The organism is Streptomyces sp. NPDC018029 (assembly GCF_044327655.1).
Taxonomy (GTDB): domain Bacteria; phylum Actinomycetota; class Actinomycetes; order Streptomycetales; family Streptomycetaceae; genus Streptomyces.
In genome coordinates, this window is record NZ_JBIRFV010000018.1 from 104,131 (window position 1) to 128,608 (window position 24,478).

Sequence of the window (24,478 nt, forward strand, 5' to 3'; positions counted from 1 at the left end):
GAGTCCGCCGCCATGTACGAGCTGTCCCGGGTCCGCCTCTACTCCATCGGTCCGGCCGGTGCGCGCTACGCCGACACCGTGCTCGACCTGCGCGGAGTCGGCGCCGAGGTGCCCGACCCCGCGCCCGCCCAGGCGGAGTTCTTCGAGGACGAGCCGGTCGGCCCGCCGCGCCGCCCCGCGCCCGCGGGCGTGCTCTTCCTGGAGAACGGCGGCGGCAAGTCCGTCCTGCTCAAGCTGATCTTCTCGGTGATGCTGCCGGGCCACCGGAACACGCTCGGCGGCGCCAGCTCCGGCGTGCTGCGCAAGTTCCTGCTCGCCGACGACTGCGGGCACGTCGCCCTGGAGTGGCAGCACACCCTGACCGGCGAGTGCGTGGTCGTCGGCAAGGTCAGCGAGTGGCGCGGGCGGCAGGTCTCCAACGACCCGCGGAAGTTCGCCGAGGCCTGGTACTCCTTCCGGCCCGGGCCCGGCATGAGCCTGGACTCGCTGCCCGTCGCCGAGTCCACCGCCGTACGGCCGTCGGTGGAGGGTGCTTCGGGCGCCCAGGGGCGACGGCGCACCATGAAGGGCTTCCGCGACGCGCTGACCGAGGCCGGCAAGGCGTACCCGCACCTCGAGGTGCACTGGGAAGAGATCCACGACCGCTGGAACGAACACCTCGGCGACCTCGGCCTCGACCCCGAACTCTTCCGCTACCAGCGCGAGATGAACGCCGACGAAGGCGAGGCCGCGGGCCTCTTCGCCGTCAAGAAGGACTCCGACTTCACCGACCTGCTGCTGCGCGCCGTCACCGACACGCGCGACACGGACGGCCTCGCCGACCTCGTCCACGGCTTCGGCAACAAACTCGGCCGCCGCGCCGAACTCATGGCCGAACGGGACTTCACCGCCGGCTCCGTCGACCTGCTCGGCCGCATCGTCGACGCCGCCGACACCCGGGCACGCGCGCGTGACGTGCACGCGGGCGCCGAGCGCCGCACCCGGACGCTGGCGCGCAGGCTCTCCGCGCGCGCCGCGGAGGAGCGGGGCCGCGCCGCCGAACTGGCCGAGCAGGTCACCGCCGCCGCCCACACCGTCACCGAGGCCGAGCGGGCCCGCGGCAGGAGCGCCCTGATCTCCGCCGAACTGGCCTACCGGCACGCCTCCCTGGCGCTCACCGTCGCGGAGAAGGCCGCCGCCGCCCAGCGCCGCGAGCTCGCCGACGCGCGCACCCTGCACGCCGCCTGGCAGGCCGCCGAAGCCGTCCTCCGGCACCGCGCGGCCGCCGACCGCTCCGCGCGCGTGGCCGTCGCGATCCGCGAGGCCGAGCGCGACGCGGCACCCGCGCTCGCCGCCCGCGCCAAGGCCGCGTCCGACCTCGTCCGCGCCCTGCACACCGCCGCCGAAGGCGCGGAGAACGTCGCGAACGAAGAAGAGGAGCGCTCCGCCGCCCTCCAGGAGACCGGCGAGGCCGCGCACCGCGACGCCACCGCCGCCGCCACCGAGGCCCAGCGCGCCCGCAGCGAGGCGGGCCACCTGAAGCAGCGCCTCGCCGAGGTCGAGCAGGAGACCGCAGAGGCCGTCCGCGCGGGCTGGCTCGACGACACCGCCCCCGACGCCGACCCGGCCCGCGCCGCCCTCGCCGCGAGCGACGCCGAGAAGACCACCGTGGCCGCCTGGGACACCGCCCGCGAGGCCGCTCGCCGCGCCGCCGACCACGCCAAGGAGACCGCCGCCGCGGAGGCCCGCGCCGAGCTGACCGCCGCGCGTGCCTCGGACGCCGCGGCCGCCGCCGAGGCCGCCCACGACGCGGAGCGCCGCACCGCCGAGTCCATCGCACGGGACCCCCGGCTCGCCGAGCTGCTGAGCCTGCCGACCGGGGCCACCGCGGTGCCGCAGCCCCGCCGCGGAGCCGACCAGGCCGACACCGACACGGGCACCGACGCGGACGGCGCCCTCTCCGTGGAGGAACTCGACCGTTCCGCGGACGACCTGAAGGCCCTCCTCGAAGAAGGCGTCGCCTCCGCCGAGCGACAGCTGTTCGAGCTGCGTACCGCGGCCGCCGACGACTCCCGCATCCTCGGCGCCCTCGGCGACGGCGGACTGCTGCCGCCCGGCCCCGACGTCCTCGCCACCGTCGAGTTCCTCGGCGAGCACGGCATCCCCGCACTGCCCGGCTGGCGCTACCTCGCCCAGGCCGTCGACCCCGCCGACCACGCGCGCGTGCTCGCCGCCCGGCCCGAGCTGGTCGACGGCGTCGTCATCACCGACCCCGACACCCACGCCCGCGCCCGCGAAGCCCTCGCCGACGCCGCGCTGCTGCCCCGCTCCGCCGTCGCCGTCGGCACCGCCGCCGCCCTCCTCGCCCCCACCCCGAGCGACCAGGCGGCGGACAGCAGCGCCGGCAGCGTCTTCCTCGTACCGCCGAACCCGGCCATGCACGACGAGCACGCGGCCGACGAGGAGCGGCAGGCGCTCCGCGCGCGGGCCGCACGGCGGGACGAGGAGATCCGGACGCTCGCCGGCCGGCTCGGCAAGGACCGAGAGCTCGCCGCCCGCCTCGCCTCCTGGCGCGCCGGCTGCCCCAGCGGCCGGCTCGCCGAGCTCGCCACCGCGGCCGCCGAAGCGCGCGCCTTCGCCGAGGAGGCGGAGGCCGAGCTCACCGAGGCCCGCACCGCGCGCGCCGAGGCCGACGAGGCCGCGAGCGAGGCGGCACGCGTGCGTGACGAGCGCCAGGAGGCCGCCCAGCGCGCCCGGCGCTCCGCCGACGCCCTCGCGGGCCTCGCCTTCCGGCTCCGCGAGCGGGCAGGATGGCAGGCCAAGCTGCGCGAACTGGCCGACGACGCCGTCGAGTACGAAGCCCGCGCCCAGACCTGCCTGGACCGCGCCCGCGCCGCCGACGAGGACCGCCGCGCCGCCCAGCGCGCCGCCGACGACGCCCGCCGCACCGCCCGCGCGCTGCGCGCCGAGCGCGCCGAGATCGCCGGCGCCCCCGAGGACGTACCGGCGGAGAGCGAGCCCCCGAAGGCGTCCCTGCCCGCCCTGCGCGAGGCCTACCGCGCGGCGTCCCAGCTCTACGAGAAGGTGGGCGTCGGCGCCGACCTGCGGGCCGAGCAGGCCCGCGCCGAGAGCGACGAGAGCGCCGCGCTCGCCGAGCTCGACCGGCTCAGCAACAAGGTCCGCACCCGCGCCGCCCTGCTCCTCGAAGGCACCGACGGCTCCGACGGCCCGTCCCGGCAGGCCGCAGCCGCGCGCGCCGAGGCCCAGGTCCAGCTCATCGAGGCCCGCGCGGCCACCGCGAGCGAGCAGCTCGGCCGGCTGCGCGGCGAGGCCGAGCGGCACGCCCCCGAGGACGGCGACGCCCACACCGAGCTCCCCGAAGAGCTCGTTCCCGGCGACGCCGAGCAGGCCCAGGCACTCCTGCGCACCGCCACCGGCGAGCTGGCCGCGCACACCGAGGCGCTGAGCCGCGCCAAGGAGGCGCACGCCGCCCTCCTGCACACCCACCGCGCCACCGAGGACGCGGCCGGCGGCTTCGACGAGACCGCGGCCCTGCTGCGGGACCTCCTCCGCGAGCACCACGAAGAGGAGACCGAGGAGGCACCCGAGGCTTACCCCGGCTCCCTCGAAGAGGCCCGCCAGGCAGCCGCGGAGGCCCGCCGCTCCCTGCGCGGCTGCGCCGCCGACCTGTCGACGGCCGAGTCCGCGGTCCGCGAGGCGAGCGACATCCTCGTACGGCACGCGAACTCGACGCGCTACGAGCAGGTGCGCACCCCCGCCCGCCAGCAGATCCGCGAGCTGCCCGCGTCCGCGCTGCCCGAGCACGCCAAGAAGTGGGCCGACGCCTTCGCGCCCCGCCTCCGTGTCCTCACCGACGAGCTGGAGCAGCTGGAGCGCAACCGCGACAGCATCGTCGACCGCCTGCGCGGCCTCGTCGAGTCCGCGCTCGCCACCCTGCGCTCCGCCCAGCGCCTCTCCCGCCTGCCCGAGGGCCTGGGGGAGTGGTCCGGGCAGGAGTTCCTGCGGGTCCGCTTCGAGGAGCCCGACCAGGCCACCCTCGTGGAGCGGCTCGGCGAGGTCATCGACGAGGCCACCCGCGCCGCCGTGAAGAAGAACTCGGACCTGCGGCGCGACGGCATGTCCCTGCTGCTGCGTGGCGTCCAGGCCGCCCTGGAGCCACGCGGTGTCGCCGTCGAGATCCTCAAGCCGGACGCCGTGCTGCGCGCCGAGCGCGTCCCCGTCGGACAGATGGGCGACGTGTTCTCCGGCGGCCAGCTGCTGACCGCGGCCATCGCCCTGTACTGCACGATGGCCGCCCTGCGCAGCAACGACCGGGGGCGCGACAAGCACCGGCACGCCGGCACGCTGTTCCTGGACAACCCCATCGGCCGCGCCAACGCGACGTACCTCCTGGAGCTCCAGCGGGCCGTCTCCGACGCGCTCGGCGTGCAGCTGCTCTACACGACCGGACTGTTCGACACGACCGCGCTCGCCGAGTTCCCACTGGTCATCCGGTTGCGGAACGACGCGGACCTGCGGGCGGGCCTGAAGTACATCAGCGTCGAGGAGCACCTGCGTCCGGGCCTGCCGCAGCAGGATCCCGACGGCGAGACGGTGCACGGCGAGATCACCGCGACCCGGATGTACAAGCGGCCCGCCGCGCAGCCGGACCCCGTCACTCCGTAGTGCACTCACTCCACAGTGCACTCACTCCACAGTGCGCTCACTCCGTAGTGAGTTGTTTCGTCAGCCACTCGTGGAAGAGCCCGATGTGGTGCTCGGTCGGCACCAGCACCCCGCCCTCGCGGTAGGCGCGTGACGCCATCGCGGGCTGGGTGCGCTCGCAGGCCGCGAAGTCCTGCGTGTTGACCCGGTGGAAGAGCTCCACGGAGTGCGTGAGGTCGGCGCCGGACGCGACGACGTCGGGTGCGTACAGCCAGTCGCACTCGACGACCGTGCGGTCCTCGGCCAGCGGGAACATGCGGTGCAGGATGACGTGGTCGGGGACGAGGTTGACGAACACGGTCGGCTTCACGGTGATCGCGTAGTAGCGGCGGTCCTGGTCCTCCGGCACCTCGGGGAGACGGCCGAAGCCCGCGCTGCCGTCGACGGTGAAGCCGCCGACCTCCTCGCCGAACGCGGCACCGTGCCCCACGTAGTACTGCGCGGCGAAGCCCTCCGCGAACTCCGGCAGCACATCGGTGAGTTCCGGGTGGATCGTCGCGCAGTGGTAGCACTCCATGAAGTTCTCGACGATCAGTTTCCAGTTGGCGCGCACGTCGTAGGTGACGCGTTTGCCGAGCGCGAGCCGCTCGGTGCCGTACCGCTCGATGGACGCTTTGTCGCCGAGGCGTTCGACCGCGGCGCCCATGACGGTCTCCTCGAAGGAGGGCGGCTCGTCGGCCAGGCACACCCACGCGTAGCCGAGCCACTCCCGCAGGGCGACCTTCACCAGGCCGTACGCGGTGCGGTCGACGTCCGGCATCTTCGTCAGACCGGGCGCGGCGATCAGCCGGCCGTCCAGGTCGTACGTCCAGGCGTGGTAGGGGCATTGGAGGGCGCGGCGCACCTGGCCGGACTCCTCGGTGCACAGCCGGGCACCGCGGTGGCGGCAGACGTTGAGGAAGGCCCGCAGTTCTCCGGTGCGCGAGCGGGTGACGAGGACGCTCTCACGCCCCACGCGCACGGTGCGGAAGGCGCCCGGCTTGTCGAGGTCGGCGGCGCGCACCGCGCAGAACCAGAGCGCTTCGAAGACGCGTTCCTGCTCCTGCCGGAAGATCTCCGGGTCGGTGTAGTAGCGGCCGGGGAGGGTCGCGGTGAGGCTCGGCGGCAACGGAGTCGTCGTCACGGTTCTCGTACTCCTCAACGGTGCTTGTCAGGCAGGCGCGGCGGCGAGGCGGCTGGGGTCGAAGAGCTCGATGGGGTGTCCGGTGGCGCCGTCGAGGGCCAGGTCGGCGAGGATCTCGCCGACCACGGGCACGAACTTGAAGCCGTGTCCGGAGAAGCCGGCCGCGACGGTCACCGACCCGGGGTGCTCCGGATGGCGGGCGATCACGAAGTGCTCGTCGGGAGTGTTGGAGTACATGCAGGTGGCAGCCTTGACGAAGCCTCCGGGGAGGTCGGGGATCAGCCGCCCCACCTGCTCGGCCATGGCGACGATCTCGTCGTCGTGGACCGTCCGTTCGATGGTCTCCGGAGTGCAGGGCGTGCCCTTGCGGAAGAAGGCCACTTTCGCTCCCAGGGCGGGTCCGTCGATGGCGGGGAAACCGTAGACCTGGACGCCTTCCGCGTCCTCCCAGATGTAGATCGGATGGTTCTCGGGGAGGAAGGGGCCGACTCCTCCGGAGGGCTGGAACCAGTACATGACCTGCCGTTCGATGGTGAACGGCACGCCCAGGTCGGTCAGCAGCTGAGGTGCCCAGGCGCCCGGGCAGATCACCAATTGCCCGGCGGTGTACGTGTCCTCCGCGGTGTGGACGCGCACTCCGTCCTTGTACGGCTCCCACCGCGTCATCGGCTCCTCGAAGTGCAGGTCGGCGCCGTGCCGCGTGGCCAGCTGGAGATGTGCGGCCACCGTGTTCTCGGGCCGGACGAGACCCGCCCGCGCCTCGTACAGGGCCACCTCGTCGTCGGCCGGGGTGAGCGTCGGGAAGCGGCGGCGGATCTCCTTCGCGTCGAGCATCTCGTGGGGCAGGCCCCACTGCTCGGCGGAGCGCAGAGATCCGGTCACCGTGCGGCTGTCGGGCCGCCCGAGCATCACGCCGCCGCACAGGGTGGCGATGTCGCGGCCGGTGTCGCGTTCGAGGCGGTCGTAGAGCTCGTAGGCGCGCAGCAGCAGCGGTACGTACACGGGGTCCTCGAAGTACGACTGGCGGGTGATGCGCGAACCGCCGTGGCTTGAGCCGCGTTGATGTACCGGGCCGAACTTCTCCAGGCCGAGGACGCGGGCGCCGCGTGCGGAGAGATGGTGCGCGGCGGCGCTGCCCATGCCGCCGAGGCCGATCACGATCACGTCATGGGTGGGGGACACCGTTGCCTCCTGGCGGTCGGCGGGCGGGATGGGTCGGCGGCGGGATGGGTCAGCGGCGGATGCGGGTCATCTCCGGGTCGAACAGGGGCTCCTCGGCGACCGTCGCGGGAACCTTCTCGCCGAAGTACTCGACGGTGACGCCGGCACCTGGCTCCAGGGGCGGCAGCCAGGCGTAGGCGACGCAACGGCCCAGGGTGTACCCGTAGGAGGCACTGGTGACGTATCCGGCCGGGGCGCCCTCTACGTAGACGGGCTCTTTGCCGAGGACGACCGCCGTGGGGTCGTCGAGGAGGAGGGCGGTGAGCTTGCGCGTGGGCGACCCCAGCCCTTCGAGCGCCGAACGTCCCACGAAGTCACCCTTGTTCATCCGGACCGCGAAGCCGACACCGGCCTCGTAGGGGTTGTGTTCGGTGGTCATGTCCTGGCCCCACGCCCGGTATCCCTTCTCCAGGCGCAGGCTGTTGAAGGCGGACCGGCCCGCCGCGATCACGCCGTGCGCGCGGCCCGCCTCCCACAGCGTGTCCCAGAGGCGGAGCCCGAGATCCGCGCTGGTGTACAGCTCCCAGCCCAGTTCACCGACGTACGACAGGCGCATGGCGGTCACCGGCACGTGCCCGATGTACGTCTCCTTGGCCTTGAAGTAGCCGAACGCCTCGTGCGAGAAGTCGTCCCGCGCGAGCGGCTGGACGAGCGCGCGGGCCAGCGGCCCCCAGACACCGACGCAGCACGTCCCCGAGGTGATGTCCCTGAGATGCACGTCGTCGGGCGCGTGGCGGAGCAGCCAGTCGAGGTCGGCGGGGGAGTTGGCGCCCACCTGGAACCGGTCGAGGCCGAGCCGCGCCACGGTCAGATCGGAGCGGATGCCCCCGGCCTCGTCGAGCAGGAGGGTGTACGTGACCGAACCGGGCCTCTTGGCGAGGTTGTTGGACGTCATGCGCTGGAGGAAGGCGAGGGACCCGCTGCCGGTGACCTCGAGGCGCCGCAGCGGTGTCATGTCGTAGAGGGCGACCCGTTCGCGGGTGGCGCGCGCCTCTGCCGCCGCGACGGGCGACCAGTGACGGGCCGCCCACGCGTCACGCACGGGCACCTCGATGCCCTCCGTCAACGGAGCGTTGGCCTCGTACCAGTGCGGGCGCTCCCAGCCGCCGCCCTCCAGGAACACCGCGCCCAGCTCCTGCTGCCGGACGTGGAAGGGGCTGACCCTCAGGGGCCGCGGCCGGTCCGGCGGCTGGAGCGGGTGGATGATGTCGTAGACCTCGACGAACTGCTGTGCGCCGCGCTCGGCCACGTACGCGGGGGAGCGCTGCGCTTCCTCGAAGCGCGTCAGCTCGCAGTCGTGCAGGTCGAGCGAGGGCCGTCCGTCGACCATCCACTCGGCGACCGCCCTGGCGACGCCCGCCGAGTGCGTGACCCAGACGGCCTCGGCCAGCCAGAAGCCCCGCAGCTCACGGGACTCGCCGAGCACCGGCATGCCGTCGGGCGTGAAGGAGAAGACGCCGTTGAAGCCCTCCGCGATCTCGGCCCCCTTCAGGGCGGGCAGGAGCCGGCGGCAGTCCTCCCAACTGGGCGCGAAGTCCTCCTCGGTGAAGGGGTACGAGGAGGGCATGTCCTCCGCGTCGTCGTACGCCGGGACAGCGAACGGGTCGACGGGCAGCGGCCGGTGGGCGTACGACCCGATGCCGACGCGGTCGGTGTGCTCACGGAAGTACAGGTCCCGGTCCTGGTGGCGCAGGATCGGCCGCGACGCCTCGGTGCGCGGGTCGTTGAGCCCCGCGAGCTCGGGCAGGGGCGTGGTCTTCACGTACTGGTGGGCGAGCGGCAGCAGGGGCACATCGACGCCGGCCATGCCCCCGATCACCGGGCCCCAGAAGCCGGCCGCCGAGACGACGTGGTCGGCGGGGAAGGTGCCGCGGTCGGTGGTGACACCGGTGACGCGGCCGCCGTCCCGCTCGATGCCCGTCACGGTGTGCCGGTCGAGAAAACGTGCTCCACGCGCGCGTGCCCGTTCCAGCTGCGCACGGCAGGCGGGCACGGCGCGGGCCAGGCCGTCGTCGGGTGTGTACAGACCGCCGTACACCTGTGTCTCGTCGATGAGCGGCCACAGCTCCTTGCAGCGGGCGGCGCCGACGAGCTCGGCGCGCACGCCCCAGGAGGCGGCCCATCCGGCCTTGCGGTGCAGGTCGGCCCAGCGCTCGGACGTGGTGGCGAGCTCCAGACCGCCCACCGGGTTGAAGCAGGAAAGGCCGTCCACTTCCAGGGCGGTGAACTTCTCCACGGTGTACGCGGCGAACGCGGTCAGCGTCTTGGAGGGGCCTGTTTGGAAGACCAGGCCCGGCGCGTGCGAGGTGGAGCCGCCCGGTGCGGGCAGCGGCCCCTGGTCGAGGACGGTGACGTCGGTCCAGCCGCGGGCGGTCAGCTCGTCGGCGAGCGAGCAACCGACGATGCCGGCCCCGATGACGACCACGCGGGGCCCGCGGGGCCGGGCGGCGCTCACAGGACCACCACCGATCGCAGCACCTCGCCCCGGCGCATCCGCGCGAACGCCTCCTCCACCTCGTCGAGCCGAAGGGTCTCGGAGACGAATCCACGCAGGTCGAGACGGCGGCTGAGGTACTGGTCGACGAGGATCGGGAAGTCCCGGGTGGGCAGGCAGTCGCCGTACCAGGACGACTTGAGGGCGCCCCCGCGCGAGAAGACATCGATCAGCGGCAGATCGACGGTCATCTCCGGATCGGGCACTCCGACCTGGACGAGCACGCCGGCGTGGTCACGCATGTAGAAGGCCTGCTTGTACGTCGACGGGATGCCGACCGCGTCGATCGCGACGTCGACGCCGTGACCGCCGGTCAGCTCGCGCACCGCCTCGACCGCGTCCGTGCCGCGCGAGTTGACGGTGTGCGTGGCGCCGAACCGCGTCGCACCGTCCAGCTTGCCCTCGTCGATGTCGACGGCGATGACGCGGCGCGCCCCGGCCAGCGACGCCCCGGCGATCGCGGCGTTCCCGACGCCGCCGCAGCCGATGACGGCGACGGTGTCCCCGCGGCCCACTCCGCCGGTGTTCACCGCGGCCCCGTACCCCGCCATCACTCCGCAGCCGATCAGGGCCACGGCCTCGGGTCGGGCCGCCGGGTCGACCTTCACGGCCTGCCCGGCGGCGACCAGGGTCTTCTCGGCGAAGGCGCCGATGCCGAGGGCGGCGCTCAGCGGGGTGCCGTCGAGGAGGGTCATGGGCTGCGCGGCGTTGCGCGAGTCGAAGCAGTACCAGGGGCGGCCGCGGAGGCAGGAGCGGCAGGCCCCGCAGGGCGCGCGCCAGGCGAGCACGACGCAGTCGCCGGGGACGAGATCGGCGACGTCCGCGCCGACCGCCTCCACGGTGCCGGCCGCCTCGTGGCCGAGCAGGAAGGGGAAGTCGTCGTTGATCGCGCCTTCCCGGTAGTGCAGATCCGTGTGGCAGACCCCGCAGGCCTGTACGGAGACGAGCACCTCTCCGGGGCCGGGATCTGGCACGACGATCGTCTGCACCTCGACGGGTGCGCCCTTCTTCGGGGCGACGACGGCACGGACCTCGTGGGGCACGGCCAGACTCCTCTGCTGTTGCGCACGGCGTGGCGGTGTTGTTGCGTACTGCACGTTCGGTTGCGCTATGAGAGACATACTGGGAACGCCATCAAGAGGCCGTCAAGGGGGCGGAGCCAAGCCTTCGCGAAACGGTGGGCGCTGGGGTGCAGGCAGCGCACGAAAGGGCGGGGCCGGAGACTTCCGGCCCCGCCCTCCCATCGAGTGTCAGAAGCCGTACCCCATCCGGCGGGACAGCTCGACGGCGGCAGCGACGGTGCGCTTGGCGAGCTCGGTCAGCCGCTCCTCGGTCAGCCGGTAGACCGGCCCGGACGCGCTGAGCGCCCCGATCACCTTGCCGTCGTGCGCGCGCACCGGCGCCGCGACCGCGGCGAGGCCCACCTCCAACTCCTCGACGGCGACGGCATATCCCTGCCCGGTGACGGCCTCCAGCTCGCGGCGCAGCGCCACCGTCCCGGTCACCGTGTGCTCGGTGAGCCGGGGCAGGGTGCGGGCCATCAGGCCCTCCCGCAGCGTCGTCGGCAGATGGGCGAGGAGCACCTTTCCGCTGGACGTGGCGTGCAGCGGGGTGCGCCGGCCGAGCCAGTTCTGCGCGGTCACCGAGGCCGGGCCCCTGGCCTGCATGATGTTGACCGCGGCGTCGTCGTCAAGGACCGCGATGTTCACCGTCTCGCCCAGCTCGTCCGCGAGCTCGCGGCAGATCGGGCCGCCCTCCTGCGAGATGTCCATGCGCACTGCCGCCGCCCCCGCGAGGCGGAGTACGCCGGCGCCCAGGAAGTACTTCCCGCGGTCCTTTGCCTGGCCGACCAGGCCGCGGTTCTCCAGCACGCCGAGGAGCCGGAAGGCCGTCGACTTGTGGACGCCCAACTCGTCGGCGATCTCGGTGACTCCGGCCTCCCCGTGCCGCGCGAGGATCTCCAGCACGCTCACCGCGCGGTCCACGGACTGGACGGATCCGGCCGCGCCCTTCGCCTGCCTCTCCCGCGGCTCACCGCGCGGTTCCCTGCCCTGATCAGCCTGTTTCCGGTCGCCCGTCATACCTGAACCCTCACCACCTTGCGGCCTGTTGAAGCCGCGTCTTCGGGAAGCCCTTGACGCGATGGGCGCCCCACCCGGATTCTGTTGCGCATGGCGCTCTCTCATGCGTCATGCGAAACAGCATGTTACCGAAGGGTCTGGGACCCCCAAGGGCCCAGGACCGCGCCGCATGACATCAGAAATGACAGCGGGAACGACCCAGAGGGGGGCCCATGATCCCCGTATGCCGCCTTGAAGACCTCCCCGCGGGCGAATCCGTCCGCCTCGACACCACACCGCCCGTCGCGGTGTTCAACGCCGACGGTGAGCTCTTCGCCATCGACGACACGTGCAGCCATCAGGACGCGTCCCTTTCGGAGGGCTGGCTGGAGGGCTGTCTCGTCGAATGCCCGCTGCACGCCGCGTCCTTCGATCTTCGCACCGGCCGGCCCGTCTGCCTGCCCGCGCGCCGCCCCGTACGCACGCATCAGGTGTACGTCGAGGACGGCATCGTCCATGTGCGCCTTGCGGCCACCGACGCGGGAGCCGCCGATGCGGGAGCCGCCGACGTGGGAGCCACTGGCGCGGGAACCGCCGGCCAGGGGTCCGCGGCATGAGGACCGTCATCGTGGTGGGCGCCTCGCTCGCCGGCCTGTACGCCGCGCGGGAGTTGCGTGCCCAGGGGTTCGACGGCCGCCTGGTCCTCATCGGGGACGAGCCGCACGCGCCGTACGACCGGCCGCCCTTGTCCAAGGGCTTCCTCACCGGAGACATGGACCAAGGCCAACTCGCCCTATCCGACGAGGAGGAGACGGCGGAGCTCGCCGCCGAGTGGATCCTCGGCACGCGCGCACGGGCCCTCGACGTGCGGGGCCGCACGGTCGTTCTCGACGACGGCCGCACCCTGACCGGCGACGGCGTCGTCATCGCCACCGGGGCGTCGGCACGCCGCCTGCCCGGGCCCCCGCTCGCGGGCGTCCACACGCTCCGAACCCTCGACGACGCCCGCGAGTTGCGGGCGGAACTGACCCGCGGGCCGCGTCGGGTGGTGGTGATCGGCGGCGGCTTCATCGGCGCCGAGACCGCGTCCTCGTGCGTGGCATTGGGCCATGACGTCACCGTCGTCGAAGCCGCACCGCTGCCGCTCGTGGCCCAGCTCGGGCCGGAGATGGCGTCGGTGTGCGCCGGGCTGCACGCGCGCGGTGGGGCCGGACTGCTGACGGGGGTCGGGGTGGCGGCGCTGTGCGGCGCATCCAGGCATGTGCCGCCGGGCGCCGGGAGTGCGGGGGGCTCGAGGAGTGTGAGGGGTGCGGCCGCCACCGGGGACACTGTCACCGCTGTGGAGTTGTCCGACGGCCGGCTGCTGCCCGCCGACGTGGTCGTGGTCGGCATCGGGGCGACCCCCAACACCGGCTGGCTCGCGGGCTCACCTCTCGCCGTCGACGACGGTGTCCTGTGCGACGACGGCTGCGTCACCGCGCTGCCTCAGGTCGTCGCGGTGGGGGATGTCGCCAGGGTGGGCGGAACCCGCGCCGAGCACTGGACGAGCGCGACAGAGCAACCCCGCGTCGCGGTACGCAACTTGCTCGCCGGGCGCACCGTGGAGTCGGTGTGCCCACTGCCGTACTTCTGGTCGGATCAGTACGGCTCCCGCGTGCAGTTCGCCGGGCGCCGGGGCGAGGGTGACACCGTGCGCATCGTCGAGGGCTCGCCGGAGGGAGTGGGGGAGGGCGGCGGAAACGGCTTCCTCGCCGCGTACGAGCACGGGGGCAGGACCACGGCGGTCCTCGCGGTGGACCGCGCCCGTCCCTTCATGAAGGCGCGCAGGGCCTTGGCGGCGGAGCGGGCGGCCGAGCGGGCGGCGGAGCTCGCGGCGGTCTGAGGCGGCGCCCTGAGGGTGTTGCGGGCGACCGCTCACAGTCAGGAGCCCACGCTCAGCAGGTCGCACTCAGGAGTGCGACAACTGCCCCGACCCACTGCGTCCTTGTACGCGGTCGCGCCCCTGTATTCGGTCGTACCCCGACACGCGGTCGTACCCCGGTATGCGGTCGTACCCCTGTATGCGTTCTTTCCCGCGCGCCGCGGCCCGTGCCTGGCGGCGGGCCCGGCGCCGCTCGCGCCGCAGCCGCCGTGCCGTACTGCTCGGCATCGACACGACCCCGTGCCGTTGGTTCCACACCTGGCGGGTCACCCACACGTCGAGCACGCCCCAGGTGGCCACGACCGTGCTGGCCACGCTGCTCAGCACCATGGGGAAGGAGAGCCAGGAGCCCGCCAGGGCGGCGAGGACGGCGACCATCGCCTGCACGAGGGTGACCGCCACTATGATCACGGCCCGCACGGCGGCCGTCCGCACCGGATCGGGCAGCCGCCTTCTGCGGGCGGGCTCCTCGACCCACAACGGCGGCCGCTCGGCCGAGCGCTCCCGCTCCCGCGGACCGGCCCCATACTCCTGCGGCCCGGCCCCGTCCGCCCCGACCCCGGACTTCCTGTGGCGCTCTGCCGTGCCCATCATCTCGTCACTCCCCCCGCTGCTCGCGGTCGTTCACGGACACCAACTCACCACTGGCTGCCCGTTTTGCCGCGCTTCATGTCGCCTGCCCCCGTGACCTACCGGTGGCGCGCCGGTGACCTCTCCTCGATCCGCGGCTCTCTTCCTCATGGACGAACGAGAGATCAGAAAGATTCCCGCTCCGGTTCCGCGAAGCGAAGAGATCCGGCCAACTGGCGTGCCAACAAAGGCGGATGAAGCCTCCAAGTAGGTGCCACATGCTGGGACGCAATCTCCCGTAATGGAGGGACAACTAGGGACGTCCTTTTCGCGTCACGGCTGAAAAGCGTTCGGATGCACCTTCGAGTTGCCCGTGAGTCAGTAGTAGGCTCGCGCCGTTTGTTGACGCACATGTGTGCCCCTGGCCCATGCAACGGCCGCAGGGGGCCGATCTGGGGGAGGCCATGCGCTTTCGCGGGAAGTCCATCCGCCGGAAGATCGTGGCGCTGCTGCTCGTGCCGCTGCTCTCCCTCACCGCCATCTGGGGCTTCGCCACCGTCGTCACCGGTCGCCAGGCGCTGAGCCTCATCGACACGGTGAACGTCGTCGACAAGCTCGCCTACCCGGTCGAGGACACGGCGCGCGTGATCCAGCAGGAGCGCCGCCAGACCCTCGTCTACCTCGCCGACCCCCGGGCCTCGGACGCGCTCGCAGCGCTGCGCCGCAGCCGCACCGCGACCGACGAGATGGTCGACAAGATCCGGGCCAACGCCCAGGACCCGGACGTCCGTGACGGCGTCAACGGAGACTCGCGGAAGCGGCTCGACGAGCTCGTCGAAGCCTTCGACGGCATCGAGCCGCTGCGCAGGAGCGTTGAAGAGGGCACGATCACCAGGGCCGGCGCCCTGAAGATGTACACGAAGCTGATCGACCCCTACTTCGACCTGCTCAGCACGCTCAACGGCTTCTCCGGTCTCGACGACATGAAGTACGACCAGCAGGGCCGGGCGCTCGTCGGCGCCACCCGCGCGCGTGAACTGCTCTCCCGCGAGGACGCGTTGATCGGTTCCGCGCTCGTCGCCGGCCGGATCACCAAGGCCGAGATCCGGCAGGCCACCGAGCTCCGCGCCCAGCGCTCCCTCCTCTTCGAGGTGAACTTCGCGCAGCTCCCCGAGGACGACCGCGCCCGCTACGAGCGCTACTGGAACGGCACCGAGACCACCCAGCTGCGCAAGGCCGAGCAGGACATCATCGAGTCCGGGCCCGACAAACAGCGCGCGGTCACGTCGAGCCAGTGGGACCAGGCCGCGGGCCGGGTCCTCAAGCAGCTCTCCGAGAGCAACAACGCGGCGACCGACCGCTTCCAGGACCGCGTCGAGCCGGCCGCCGTCGGCGTGATCGTGCGGGTCATCGCGGCCGGCGTGCTCGGCCTGCTGGCGCTCCTTGTCTCGCTCTTCCTGTCCGTACGCATCGGCCGCGGCCTCATCCGCGACCTGCGCCGGCTGCGGCTGGAGGCCCACGAGGCGTCCGGCGTCCGGCTGCCCGGCGTACTGCGTCGCCTGGCGGCGGGCGAGCAGGTCGACGTGGAGACCGAGGCGCCCCGCCTCGAGTACGGCAAGGACGAGATCGGCCAAGTCGGGCAAGCCCTCAACACGCTGCAGCGCGCCGCCGTCGAGGCCACCGTCAAACAGGCCGACCTGCGCCGCGGCGTCTCCGAGGTCTTCGTCAACCTCGCCCGCCGCAGCCAGGTCCTGCTGCACAAGCAGCTGACCCTGCTGGACGCCATGGAGCGCAGGACCGAGGACACCGACGAGCTCGCCGACCTGTTCCGCCTCGACCACCTGACCACCCGCATGCGGCGGCACGCCGAGGGTCTCGTGATCCTCTCCGGCGCCGCCCCGTCGCGGCAGTGGCGCAAGCCCGTCCAGCTCATGGACGTGGTCCGCGCCGCCGTCGCCGAGGTCGAGGACTACGAACGCATCGAGGTGCGCCGCCTGCCCCGCATCGCGGTCACCGGGCCCGCGGTCGCCGACCTCACGCACCTCATGGCCGAACTCCTGGAGAACGCCACGGTGTTCTCACCGCCGCACACCGCGGTGCAGGTGCTCGGCGAGCACGTCGCCAACGGCTTCACCCTGGAGATCCACGACCGGGGCCTCGGTATGACGGCCGACGCGCTCCTGGACGCCAATCTGCGGCTCGCGGAGACCCCCGAGTTCGAGCTGTCGGACACCGACCGGCTCGGTCTGTTCGTGGTCAGCAGGCTCGCACAGCGCCAGCGCGTCCGCGTGTCGCTGCAGCCCTCTCCGTACGGCGGCACGACCGCTGTCGTCTTCATTCCCGAGTCACTGCTCACCGACGACGTGCCCGACACGGGTGGCGCGGGCTTCCGCTTCGACCGGGCGCAGACCAGGGAGGCCGTGGCGGGCTCCGACAAGGCGGCCGACCGCGCGGCGGCGCTCGCCCAGGTGCCCGTGCAGCTGCCGGGCCTGCCCGCCTCCGTCCTGGACGGCCCCGTCGAGCTGGAGGCGCCCGTCGGCCTCGCCGACCTGGATGCCTTCCCCGGTGCCCTCGGCGACGAGGAGAGCGAGCGCGGCGGCCTCTTCCGGCCGCGCCGCCGGGTGGCGGGCACGCCCGGCGAACAGCACCAGCAGGCTCGCGACGACCGCGAGGCGAGCCGCGGGGAGCCGACCCGCAGGGGCGCCGCGCCCACCGGAGCCGAGGACGACGCCGGCGAGGACGCCCACTCCGGAGGGCCCGTCCCGCTGCCGCGCCGCAGGACCCCGAAACTGGTCCGCTCGAACGGCCGCCCGGTGGCGCACACCAGGCCGCAGGACAGCCGTTTCCCGGACGCCAGGCCGCAGGAGAGCCGGTTCCCCGACGACAAATCGCAGGACAGCCGGTTCCCCGACGGCAAACCGCAGGACGGCCGTTTCCCGCAGGACAGCCGCCGTTTCCCGGACGACAGGCGGTCCGACAGCCGCTTCTCGGACGACAGGCAGTTCGACAGCCGGTTCCTGGACGACAGACAGCCGGAGAGCCGGCCCCTGGCCCCGGCCGCCGAGGACGAGATCCCGCGGCGCCCGCAGTCGCAGCCCGCCTGGCCCGACCTGTCGCCCCCGCACCACGACGTCACGGCCGTCGACGACGTGTCGACGGACCTTCCCCGGCGCGGCCGCCGCACCGCCGCCCCTGACACCGCCGCCCAGGACCGCGCCACCCCGGACCGCGCCCCCTGGGACGGCACCGGGCTCCGCCCAGCGGCGGCGCCCGACCCCGACACGACCGCTACGGGCGGGCTGCCCCGCCGCGTCCGGCAGGCCAGCCTGGCCCCGCAGTTGAAGGACGGACCCGACCGCCGCCCCCGACGTGCCGAGACCCGGCCGGAGGAGCGCGACGCGGACGAGGTACGCAGCCGCATGGCCTCGCTCCAGCGGGGCTGGCAGCGCGGCCGCGACGAGAACGCCGCGGGCGACGACGCCACGAACGGCACAGCACCAGGAACGACATCCGAGGGGGACGGTCGATGACCGCACCGAATGCCGACGCACGCACCACCACGACCGGCGGGAGGAGGGAGCTGAACTGGCTCCTCGACGACTTGGTGCAGCGCGTCGCCAGCATCCGCAAGGCGCTCGTGCTCTCCGGAGACGGCCTGCCGACCGGTGTGTCGAAGGACCTGACCCGGGAGGACAGCGAGCACCTCGCCGCCGTCGCCTCCGGGTTCCACAGCCTCGCCAAGGGGGTCGGCAGGCATTTCGAGGCGGGCAGGGTCCGGCAGACCGTGGTCGAGCTCGACGACGCCTTCCTCTTCGTCACGGCCGCGGGCGACGGCAGCTGCCTCGCCGTCCTCGCGGAGGCGGACTCCGACGTCGGCCTGGTGGCGTACGAGATGACGCTGCTGGTCAAGCGGGTCGGTGTGCATCTGGGTACGGCGCCGCGCACGGATCTGCCCGCCGGAGGGTAGTGGGAGGTCATGAGCGAAGACGGTCGAGGGACGCAGAGAACAACAGAGGCCACGCGGAAGTTACCGAAGGCGCAGGAGGCGCCCCGCTGGTTCGACGACGACGCCGGTCCCGTAGTGCGTCCGTACGCCATGACACGCGGCCGCACCACGAGCCCCGGGCAGCACCGGCTCGACCTGATCGCGGTCGTCATCACCGAGGACCGGGCGTCCGGCGTCCACGAGGCCGACCAGACGCTGTCTCCGGAGCATGTGGACATCGTCGAGCTCTGTCGCGACACGCCCCAGTCGGTCGCCGAACTGGCGGCCGAACTCGACCTGCCCGTCGGCGTGGTCCGCGTCCTCATCGGCGATCTCGTCGAGGACGAACTGGTGCACGTGACCCGTCCGGTGCCCCCTGCCGAGCTCCCGGACGAGAGTATTCTGCGCGACGTGATCAGCGGCCTCCGGGCGCTCTGAACAGCGCGGAAGCGGGAGTGAGAACGTGACTGGCTGGCAGTTCTGGGTCGACAGGGGCGGCACCTTCACCGACATCGTCGCGCGGCGCCCGGACGGCAGCCTCCGCACGCACAAACTCCTCTCCGACAACCCGACGCGCTACCGGGACGCGGCGGTCGCGGGCATCCGAGAACTGCTCGCCGACGCGAAGACGGGCGACGGTACATGGACGGGCGGCAACACGGAGGCAGGCCACGGCAGTCAGGCGGGCGACGGAGGTGACGCCGTGCCCGTCGACGCCGTCCGCATGGGCACCACCGTCGCCACCAACGCCCTCCTGGAGCGCAAGGGAGAGCCCACCGCCCTGGTCATCACCCGGGGCTTCCGCGACGCGCTCCGCATCGCCTACCAGAACCGCCCACGGATCTTCGCCCGCCAGATCGTCCTCCCCGAACTCCTGTACGACCGCGTCATCGAGGTCGACGAGCGCGTCACCGCCGACGGCGACGTGCTGCGCCCACCCGACCAGGAGGGCCTGACGGGCCCCCTGCGCGCCGCGTACGAGGACGGAATCCGCTCGGTGGCGGTGATCTGCGTGCACAGCCACCTGTACCCCGCCCACGAGCAGGCCATCGGCGAGCTCGCCGTCCGCACCGGCTTCCCGCAGGTCTCGCTCTCCAGCGAGGTCAGCCCCCTCATGAAGCTCGTACCGCGGGGCGACACCGCGGTCGTCGACGCGTATCTGTCACCGGTTCTGCGCCGCTACGTCCAGCACGTCGCCGATGAACTCCAGGGCGTGCGGCTGATGTTCATGCAGTCGAACGGCGGTCTCACGGAAGCGGGCCGGTTCCGCGGCAAGGACGCGATCCTGTCCGGTCCCGCGGGCGGCATCGTCGGCATGGCGCGCCTGTCGCGTCTCGCGGGCTTCGACCGCGTCATCGGCTTCGACATGGGCGGCACGTCGACGGACGTGTCGCACTACGCCGGTGAGTACGAGCGGGTCTTCACCACGCAGATCGCCGGGGTCCGGCTGCGCGCCCCCATGCTCGACATCCACACCGTCGCAGCGGGCGGCGGTTCGGTGCTCCACTTCGACGGCAGCCGCTACCGCGTCGGCCCCGACTCGGCGGGCGCCGATCCGGGCCCGGCAAGCTACCGCGGCGGCGGGCCGCTCACCGTCACCGACGCCAACGTCGCCCTCGGCCGCATCCAACCCGCCCACTTCCCGGCGGTGTTCGGGCCGAACGGGGACCAGCCCCTGGACGGCGACCTCGTCCGCGACCGCTTCACCGCCCTGGCCGAGGAGATCCGCGCGGCGACGGGCGACGACCGCACGCCCGAGCAGGTCGCCGAGGGCTACCTGCGGATCGCGGTGGCCAACATCGCGGGCGCCGTCAAGCGCATCTCCGTCCAGAAGGGCCATGACGTCACGCGCTACGCCCTGACCACCTTCGGCGGCGCGGGCGGCCAGCACGCGTGCATGGTCGCCGACTCACTCGGCATCCGCACCGTCCTCGTACCGCCGATGGCCGGTGTGCTCTCCGCCCTCGGCATCGGCCTCGCCGACACCACGGCGATGCGCGAGCAGTCCGTGGAGATGCCGCTGGAGGCTTCGTCGATGCCGCACGTCCGCAAAACGGCGGACGACCTGGAGAGCGCGGCCCGCGACGAACTCCTCGCCGAGGACGTGCCGACCGACCGCATCCGCGTCACGCGCCGCGCCCAACTCCGCTACGACGGCACGGACACCGCCCTGACCGTGGAACTCACGGACCCGGACACCATGACCCGGGACTTCGAGGACCGCCACCGCGCCACCTACTCCTTCACCCTGGACCGGCCCGTCGTGGTCGAGGCCCTCTCCGTGGAGGCCACCGGAGGCACCGAACCACCCGATCTCTCGGCCCTCGCGGGCGCAGTCCGGCCGGGTACCCCGCAGCAGGTCAGCCTCCACACCGGCGGCAGCCGACGCGACGTACCCCTGCACCGCCGCCAGGAGCTGCCGCCAGGCCGGACCGTCACGGGACCGGCGATCATCACCGAAGCCGGTGCCACCACCGTCGTGGACGACGGCTGGGAGGCGTCGACCACGGAAGCGGGCCACCTGCTCATGGAACGCGTCACCGCGACGGAGAGTTCCACCGCGAGCACCGCGGCCGACCCCGTGCTCCTCGAAGTGTTCAACAACCTCTTCATGTCCATCGCCGAACAGATGGGCGCCCGCCTGGAGTCCACGGCCCAGTCGGTGAACATCAAGGAGCGTCTCGACTTCTCCTGCGCGCTGTTCGACCCCGACGGCAACCTCGTCGCCAACGCCCCGCACATCCCCGTCCACTTGGGCTCGATGGGCACCAGCGTGAAGGAGGTGATCGAGCGCCGCGGCACCGGCATGCGTCCCGGCGACACCTACGCCGTCAACGACCCGTACCACGGCGGCACGCACCTCCCCGACGTCACGGTGATCACGCCGGTGTTCGACAGGCCGGGGGAGCACGGCACTTCGGAGACGGTCGGTTCTCCCGAGCGGCGGATCCTCTTCTACGTCGCCTCGCGCGGGCACCACGCCGAGATCGGCGGCATCGCCCCCGGCTCCATGCCGGCCGACAGCCGCACCATCGACGAGGAGGGCGTCCTCTTCGACAACTGGCTTCTTGTAGAAGACGGCCGTTTCCGCGAGGCCGAGACCCGCCGCCTGCTCACCGACGCCCCCTACCCCTCCCGCAACCCGGACACGAACCTCGCCGACCTGCGTGCCCAGATCGCCGCCAACCAGAAGGGCGTCGACGAAGTCTCCCGGATGATCGACGACTTCGGCCTCGACGTGGTCCAGGCGTACATGAAGCACGTCCAGGACAACGCCGAGGAATCAGTACGCCGCGTGATCGACGTCCTTGAAGACGGCGAGTTCGCCTATCAAACCGACTCGGGCGCCACGATCCACGTCCGCGTCACCGTGGACCGCGCGGAACGCTCCGCGACCATCGACTTCAGTGGTACGTCACCGCAGCTCGCCACGAACTTCAACGCCCCCTTCGCCGTGGTCAACGCCGCCGTCCTGTACGTCTTCCGCACCCTCGTCGCCGACGACATCCCGCTCAACGACGGCTGCCTGCGCCCCCTGCGCGTCATCGTGCCCCCGGGCTCGCTGCTCGCCCCCGAGCCGCCCGCGGCCGTCGTCGCGGGGAACGTGGAGACCTCCCAGGCCATCACGGGGGCGCTCTACGCCGCCTTGGGCGTGCAGGCCGAGGGTTCCGGCACGATGAACAACGTCACGTTCGGCAATGACCACCACCAGTACTACGAGACGGTGGCCTCCGGCTCCGGAGCGGGCGACGGCTTCGACGGGGCGCCCGTCGTACAGACCCACATGACCAACTCCCGGCTCACCGACCCCGAGGTACTGGAGTGGCGGCTGCCCGTCCTCCTGGAGGAGTTCGCCGTGCGACGGGGCAGCGGGGGCGACGGGAGATGGCGCGGCGGGGACGGAGCCGTGCGCCGCATCCGCTTCCGCGAGCCGATGACGGTCTCCACCCTGTCTCAGCACCGCAGGATCGCGCCGTACGGCATGGCGGGCGGTGCCACCGGCGCCCTCGGGGCCAACCGCGTGGAACGCGCGGACGGCACCGTCGTGGAACTCGCGGGCAGCGACTCGGCCGACCTGGGCCCCGGCGACGTACTCGTGATCGAAATCCCCGGCGGCGGCGGATACGGAACGGCCCCGCGCGACACCACCAATGCACGCGACACCACCGATGCAGGAGAAGTGAGCGATGATCTTCAAGCGCAGTGAGCGCGGCAAGGCCCCCGTCGAGCCGGTCACGCTGAAGATCCTGGTGGCGGGCGGCTTCGGCGTCGGCAAGACGACCCTGGTCGGCGCGGTCAGCGAGATCAGGCCGCTGCGCACCGAGGAGACCCTCAGCGAGGCCGGCCGCCCCGTCGACGACACACGCGGCGTCGCGGGCAAGCACACCACCACGGTGGCCATGGACTTCGGCCGCATCACCCTGCGCGAGGACCTCGTCCTGTACCTCTTCGGCACCCCGGGGCAGGACCGCTTCTGGTTCCTCTGGGACGAGCTGGCCACCGGGGCGCTGGGCGCCGTGGTCCTCGCCGACACCCGCCGCCTGGAGGACTGCTTCGCCGCCATCGACTACTTCGAACGGCGCTCCATACCCTTCGTCGTCGGCGTCAACTGCTTCGAAGGCGCCTCGCGCTACCCCACGGACACCGTGCGCCAGGCGCTCGACCTCGACCCCGAAGTGCCCGTCGTGCTCTGCGACGCGCGCGACCGCGAGTCCGTCAAGGAGGTCCTCATCGACGTCGTCGAACACGCGATGGCGGCGGCCGCGGCTTCCCGCGAGCACGCCACCACCTAGGGCGGCGACCGCCCTCAGCGGCCCGTACCCCCGCCGACCGGGGTACGGGCCGCAGCTCTGCCCGGCTCAGCCCTCGCCGTCCTCCAGCCAGCCGAAGCTCCGCTCCACGGCCTTGTGCCAGTTGTGGAACTCGCGGTCCCGCGATGCGGCGTCCATCCGCGGCGTCCACTCCACGTCCTGCTGCCAGTGCGCCTTGAGCTCGTCGAGGTCGTTCCACACGCCGGTCGCGAGCCCGGCCGCGTACGCCGCCCCCAGACAGGTGGTCTCGGAGACCTTGGGGCGGATCACGGGCACGCCCAGGACGTCCGCCTGGTGCTGCATCAGGAGGTTGTTCTTGGTCATGCCGCCGTCCACCTTGAGGGTGGTGATCGGCACTCCGGAGTCCTGGTACATGGCGTCCACGACCTCGCGGGTCTGCCAGCTGGTCGCCTCCAGGACCGCGCGCGCCAGATGCGCCTTGGTGACGTACCGGGTGAGTCCGGTGACGACACCGCGCGCGTCGGAGCGCCAGTAGGGCGCGTACAGGCCGGAGAACGCGGGCACGATGTACGCCCCGCCGTTGTCGTCCACGCTCGCCGCGAGCGGCTCGATCTCGTCGGCGCTGCGGATGATGCCGAGCTGGTCGCGGAACCACTGCACCAGTGCGCCGGTGATCGCGATGGACCCCTCCAGGCAGTACACGGGCGCCTCGGAGCCGATCTTGTAGCCCATCGTGGTGAGCAGCCCGTTCTTCGAGGGGACGGGCCGGTTGCCGGTGTTGAGCAGCAGGAAGCTGCCCGTTCCGTAGGTGTTCTTGGCCGTCCCCGTGTCGTAGCAGGCCTGTCCGAAGACGGCCGCCTGCTGGTCACCCAGGGCGGAGGCGACGGGCACTCCGGAGAGCTGGCCCACGGCCGTGCCGTAGACCTCGGCGGACGACCTGATCTCCGGCAGGATCGCTTCGGGGATGTTCATCGCCGACAGGATCGAGCTGTCCCACTGGAGCGTCTGGAGGTTCATCAGCATGGTGCGGCCCGCGTTGGTGACGTCGGTGACGTGCCGGCCGCCGTCGGTGCCGCCCGTGAGGTTCCAGATCAGCCAGGAGTCGATGGTGCCGAAGGCGATCTCGCCCCGCTCGGCGCGGGCCCGGAGCCCCGGCACGTTGTCGAGCAGCCAGGCGGCCTTGGGCCCGGAGAAGTAGCTCGCCAGGGGCAGCCCCGTCTGCTCGCGGAAGCGGTCCTGGCCGTCCGCGCCGCCCAGCTCGTTGCAGAGCCCGGAGGTGCGGGTGTCCTGCCACACGATCGCGTTGTGCACGGGTTTGCCGGTGGCGCGGTCCCACAGGACCGTCGTCTCGCGCTGGTTGGTGATGCCGAGCGCGCTGAGCCGGTCGGCGCGGAGTCCGGCCTTGGCGATGGCTCCCGCGACCACCGCCTGCACCTTGGACCAGATCTCCGTGGCGTCGTGCTCCACCCAGCCGGGCTTGGGGAAGATCTGGCGGTGTTCCCGCTGGTCCACGGCGACGATCGCGCCGTCCTGGTCGAAGATGATGCAGCGGCTCGAAGTGGTGCCCTGGTCGATGGCGGCGACGAATTTCTCGGAGCTGTCCGGCATGGCTACCCCTTGATGACCCT

General features: G+C 72.5%; 15 protein-coding genes. 8 read left to right on the forward strand and 7 right to left on the reverse strand.

The genetic code is table 11. The features are described 5' to 3' along the window. Positions 1 to 12: 12 nt before the first annotated feature. A complete protein-coding gene (locus ACH4D5_RS37745; RefSeq protein ID WP_398312380.1) occupies positions 13 to 4,665 on the forward strand; it encodes a hypothetical protein in 4,653 nt (1,550 codons plus the stop codon). Between the two features lie 37 nt (positions 4,666 to 4,702). On the opposite strand, the gene ACH4D5_RS37750 is transcribed toward ACH4D5_RS37745, so the two are convergent. From ACH4D5_RS37750 to ACH4D5_RS37770, 5 genes are all read right to left on the reverse strand, one after another. Next, complete coding sequence (locus ACH4D5_RS37750; RefSeq protein ID WP_398312383.1) at positions 4,703 to 5,827, reverse strand: aromatic ring-hydroxylating dioxygenase subunit alpha; 1,125 nt, start codon at positions 5,825 to 5,827, stop codon at positions 4,703 to 4,705. A gap of 27 nt (positions 5,828 to 5,854) precedes the next feature. Then, the gene (gene solA / locus ACH4D5_RS37755; protein WP_398312386.1) at positions 5,855 to 7,009 is read right to left on the reverse strand and encodes an N-methyl-L-tryptophan oxidase; all 1,155 of its coding nucleotides are present in this window, start codon (positions 7,007 to 7,009) and stop codon (positions 5,855 to 5,857) included. A gap of 49 nt (positions 7,010 to 7,058) precedes the next feature. Next, positions 7,059 to 9,503: an FAD-dependent oxidoreductase gene (locus ACH4D5_RS37760; protein WP_398312389.1), complete on the reverse strand. Its 2,445-nt coding sequence runs from the start codon at positions 9,501 to 9,503 to the stop codon at positions 7,059 to 7,061. Beyond that, positions 9,500 to 10,585, reverse strand: a complete 1,086-nt coding sequence (locus ACH4D5_RS37765; RefSeq protein ID WP_398312392.1) for an S-(hydroxymethyl)mycothiol dehydrogenase — start codon at positions 10,583 to 10,585, stop codon at positions 9,500 to 9,502. The genes ACH4D5_RS37760 and ACH4D5_RS37765 overlap by 4 nt, the downstream gene beginning before the upstream one ends. A gap of 207 nt (positions 10,586 to 10,792) precedes the next feature. Beyond that, entirely contained in the window at positions 10,793 to 11,623 is an 831-nt protein-coding gene (locus tag ACH4D5_RS37770) for an IclR family transcriptional regulator (protein ID WP_398312395.1), read from the reverse strand. A 212-nt stretch (positions 11,624 to 11,835) separates the two neighbouring features. On the opposite strand from ACH4D5_RS37770, the gene ACH4D5_RS37775 reads away from it, so the two are divergent. Together ACH4D5_RS37775 and ACH4D5_RS37780 are read left to right on the forward strand one after the other, a co-directional pair. After that, a complete protein-coding gene (locus ACH4D5_RS37775; protein WP_398312398.1) occupies positions 11,836 to 12,219 on the forward strand; it encodes a bifunctional 3-phenylpropionate/cinnamic acid dioxygenase ferredoxin subunit in 384 nt (127 codons plus the stop codon). Further along, complete coding sequence (locus ACH4D5_RS37780; RefSeq protein WP_398312401.1) at positions 12,216 to 13,484, forward strand: FAD-dependent oxidoreductase; 1,269 nt, start codon at positions 12,216 to 12,218, stop codon at positions 13,482 to 13,484. The genes ACH4D5_RS37775 and ACH4D5_RS37780 overlap by 4 nt, the downstream gene beginning before the upstream one ends. Before the next feature lie 66 nt (positions 13,485 to 13,550). Here the strand turns inward: ACH4D5_RS37780 and ACH4D5_RS37785 are convergent, their stop codons facing one another. Beyond that, positions 13,551 to 14,114, reverse strand: coding sequence for a hypothetical protein (locus ACH4D5_RS37785; protein ID WP_398312470.1), 564 nt, complete (start codon positions 14,112 to 14,114; stop codon positions 13,551 to 13,553). 443 nt (positions 14,115 to 14,557) lie between these two features. Here ACH4D5_RS37785 and ACH4D5_RS37790 point away from each other — a divergent pair, with 443 nt between their 5' ends. Genes ACH4D5_RS37790 through ACH4D5_RS37810 form a run of 5 tightly spaced genes read left to right on the forward strand, consistent with a single transcriptional unit; the run spans position 14,558 to position 22,871 of the window. After that, complete coding sequence (locus tag ACH4D5_RS37790; protein ID WP_398312404.1) at positions 14,558 to 17,623, forward strand: nitrate- and nitrite sensing domain-containing protein; 3,066 nt, start codon at positions 14,558 to 14,560, stop codon at positions 17,621 to 17,623. After that, positions 17,620 to 18,060, forward strand: a complete 441-nt coding sequence (locus ACH4D5_RS37795) for a roadblock/LC7 domain-containing protein (protein ID WP_398312407.1) — start codon at positions 17,620 to 17,622, stop codon at positions 18,058 to 18,060. The genes ACH4D5_RS37790 and ACH4D5_RS37795 overlap by 4 nt, the downstream gene beginning before the upstream one ends. 9 nt (positions 18,061 to 18,069) lie before the next feature. Beyond that, positions 18,070 to 18,516: a DUF742 domain-containing protein gene (locus tag ACH4D5_RS37800; protein ID WP_398312411.1), complete on the forward strand. Its 447-nt coding sequence runs from the start codon at positions 18,070 to 18,072 to the stop codon at positions 18,514 to 18,516. Between the two features lie 25 nt (positions 18,517 to 18,541). Then, positions 18,542 to 22,285, forward strand: a complete 3,744-nt coding sequence (locus ACH4D5_RS37805) for a hydantoinase B/oxoprolinase family protein (protein ID WP_398312414.1) — start codon at positions 18,542 to 18,544, stop codon at positions 22,283 to 22,285. Continuing rightward, positions 22,266 to 22,871, forward strand: a complete 606-nt coding sequence (locus ACH4D5_RS37810; protein WP_398312417.1) for a GTP-binding protein — start codon at positions 22,266 to 22,268, stop codon at positions 22,869 to 22,871. The genes ACH4D5_RS37805 and ACH4D5_RS37810 overlap by 20 nt, the downstream gene beginning before the upstream one ends. Positions 22,872 to 22,937: 66 nt before the next feature. Here the strand turns inward: ACH4D5_RS37810 and glpK are convergent, their stop codons facing one another. After that, positions 22,938 to 24,458 carry a glycerol kinase GlpK gene (glpK, locus tag ACH4D5_RS37815; RefSeq protein WP_398312420.1) on the reverse strand — a complete coding sequence of 507 codons (1,521 nt, stop codon included), beginning with the start codon at positions 24,456 to 24,458 and terminating at the stop codon, positions 22,938 to 22,940. Positions 24,459 to 24,478 lie beyond the last annotated feature (20 nt).

Excerpts from the sequence above, each read along its gene's own strand:
- ACH4D5_RS37800 (WP_398312411.1), top strand. The coding sequence starts at position 18,070 with ATGAGCGAAGACGGTCGAGGGACGCAGAGAACAACAGAGGCCACGCGG.
- glpK (WP_398312420.1), bottom strand. The coding sequence starts at position 24,458 with ATGCCGGACAGCTCCGAGAAATTCGTCGCCGCCATCGACCAGGGCACC.
- ACH4D5_RS37745 (WP_398312380.1), top strand. The coding sequence starts at position 13 with ATGTACGAGCTGTCCCGGGTCCGCCTCTACTCCATCGGTCCGGCCGGT.
- ACH4D5_RS37780 (WP_398312401.1), top strand. The coding sequence starts at position 12,216 with ATGAGGACCGTCATCGTGGTGGGCGCCTCGCTCGCCGGCCTGTACGCC.
- ACH4D5_RS37795 (WP_398312407.1), top strand. The coding sequence starts at position 17,620 with ATGACCGCACCGAATGCCGACGCACGCACCACCACGACCGGCGGGAGG.
- ACH4D5_RS37775 (WP_398312398.1), top strand. The coding sequence starts at position 11,836 with ATGATCCCCGTATGCCGCCTTGAAGACCTCCCCGCGGGCGAATCCGTC.
- ACH4D5_RS37770 (WP_398312395.1), bottom strand. The coding sequence starts at position 11,623 with ATGACGGGCGACCGGAAACAGGCTGATCAGGGCAGGGAACCGCGCGGT.
- ACH4D5_RS37810 (WP_398312417.1), top strand. The coding sequence starts at position 22,266 with ATGATCTTCAAGCGCAGTGAGCGCGGCAAGGCCCCCGTCGAGCCGGTC.
- ACH4D5_RS37790 (WP_398312404.1), top strand. The coding sequence starts at position 14,558 with ATGCGCTTTCGCGGGAAGTCCATCCGCCGGAAGATCGTGGCGCTGCTG.
- ACH4D5_RS37785 (WP_398312470.1), bottom strand. The coding sequence starts at position 14,114 with ATGGGCACGGCAGAGCGCCACAGGAAGTCCGGGGTCGGGGCGGACGGG.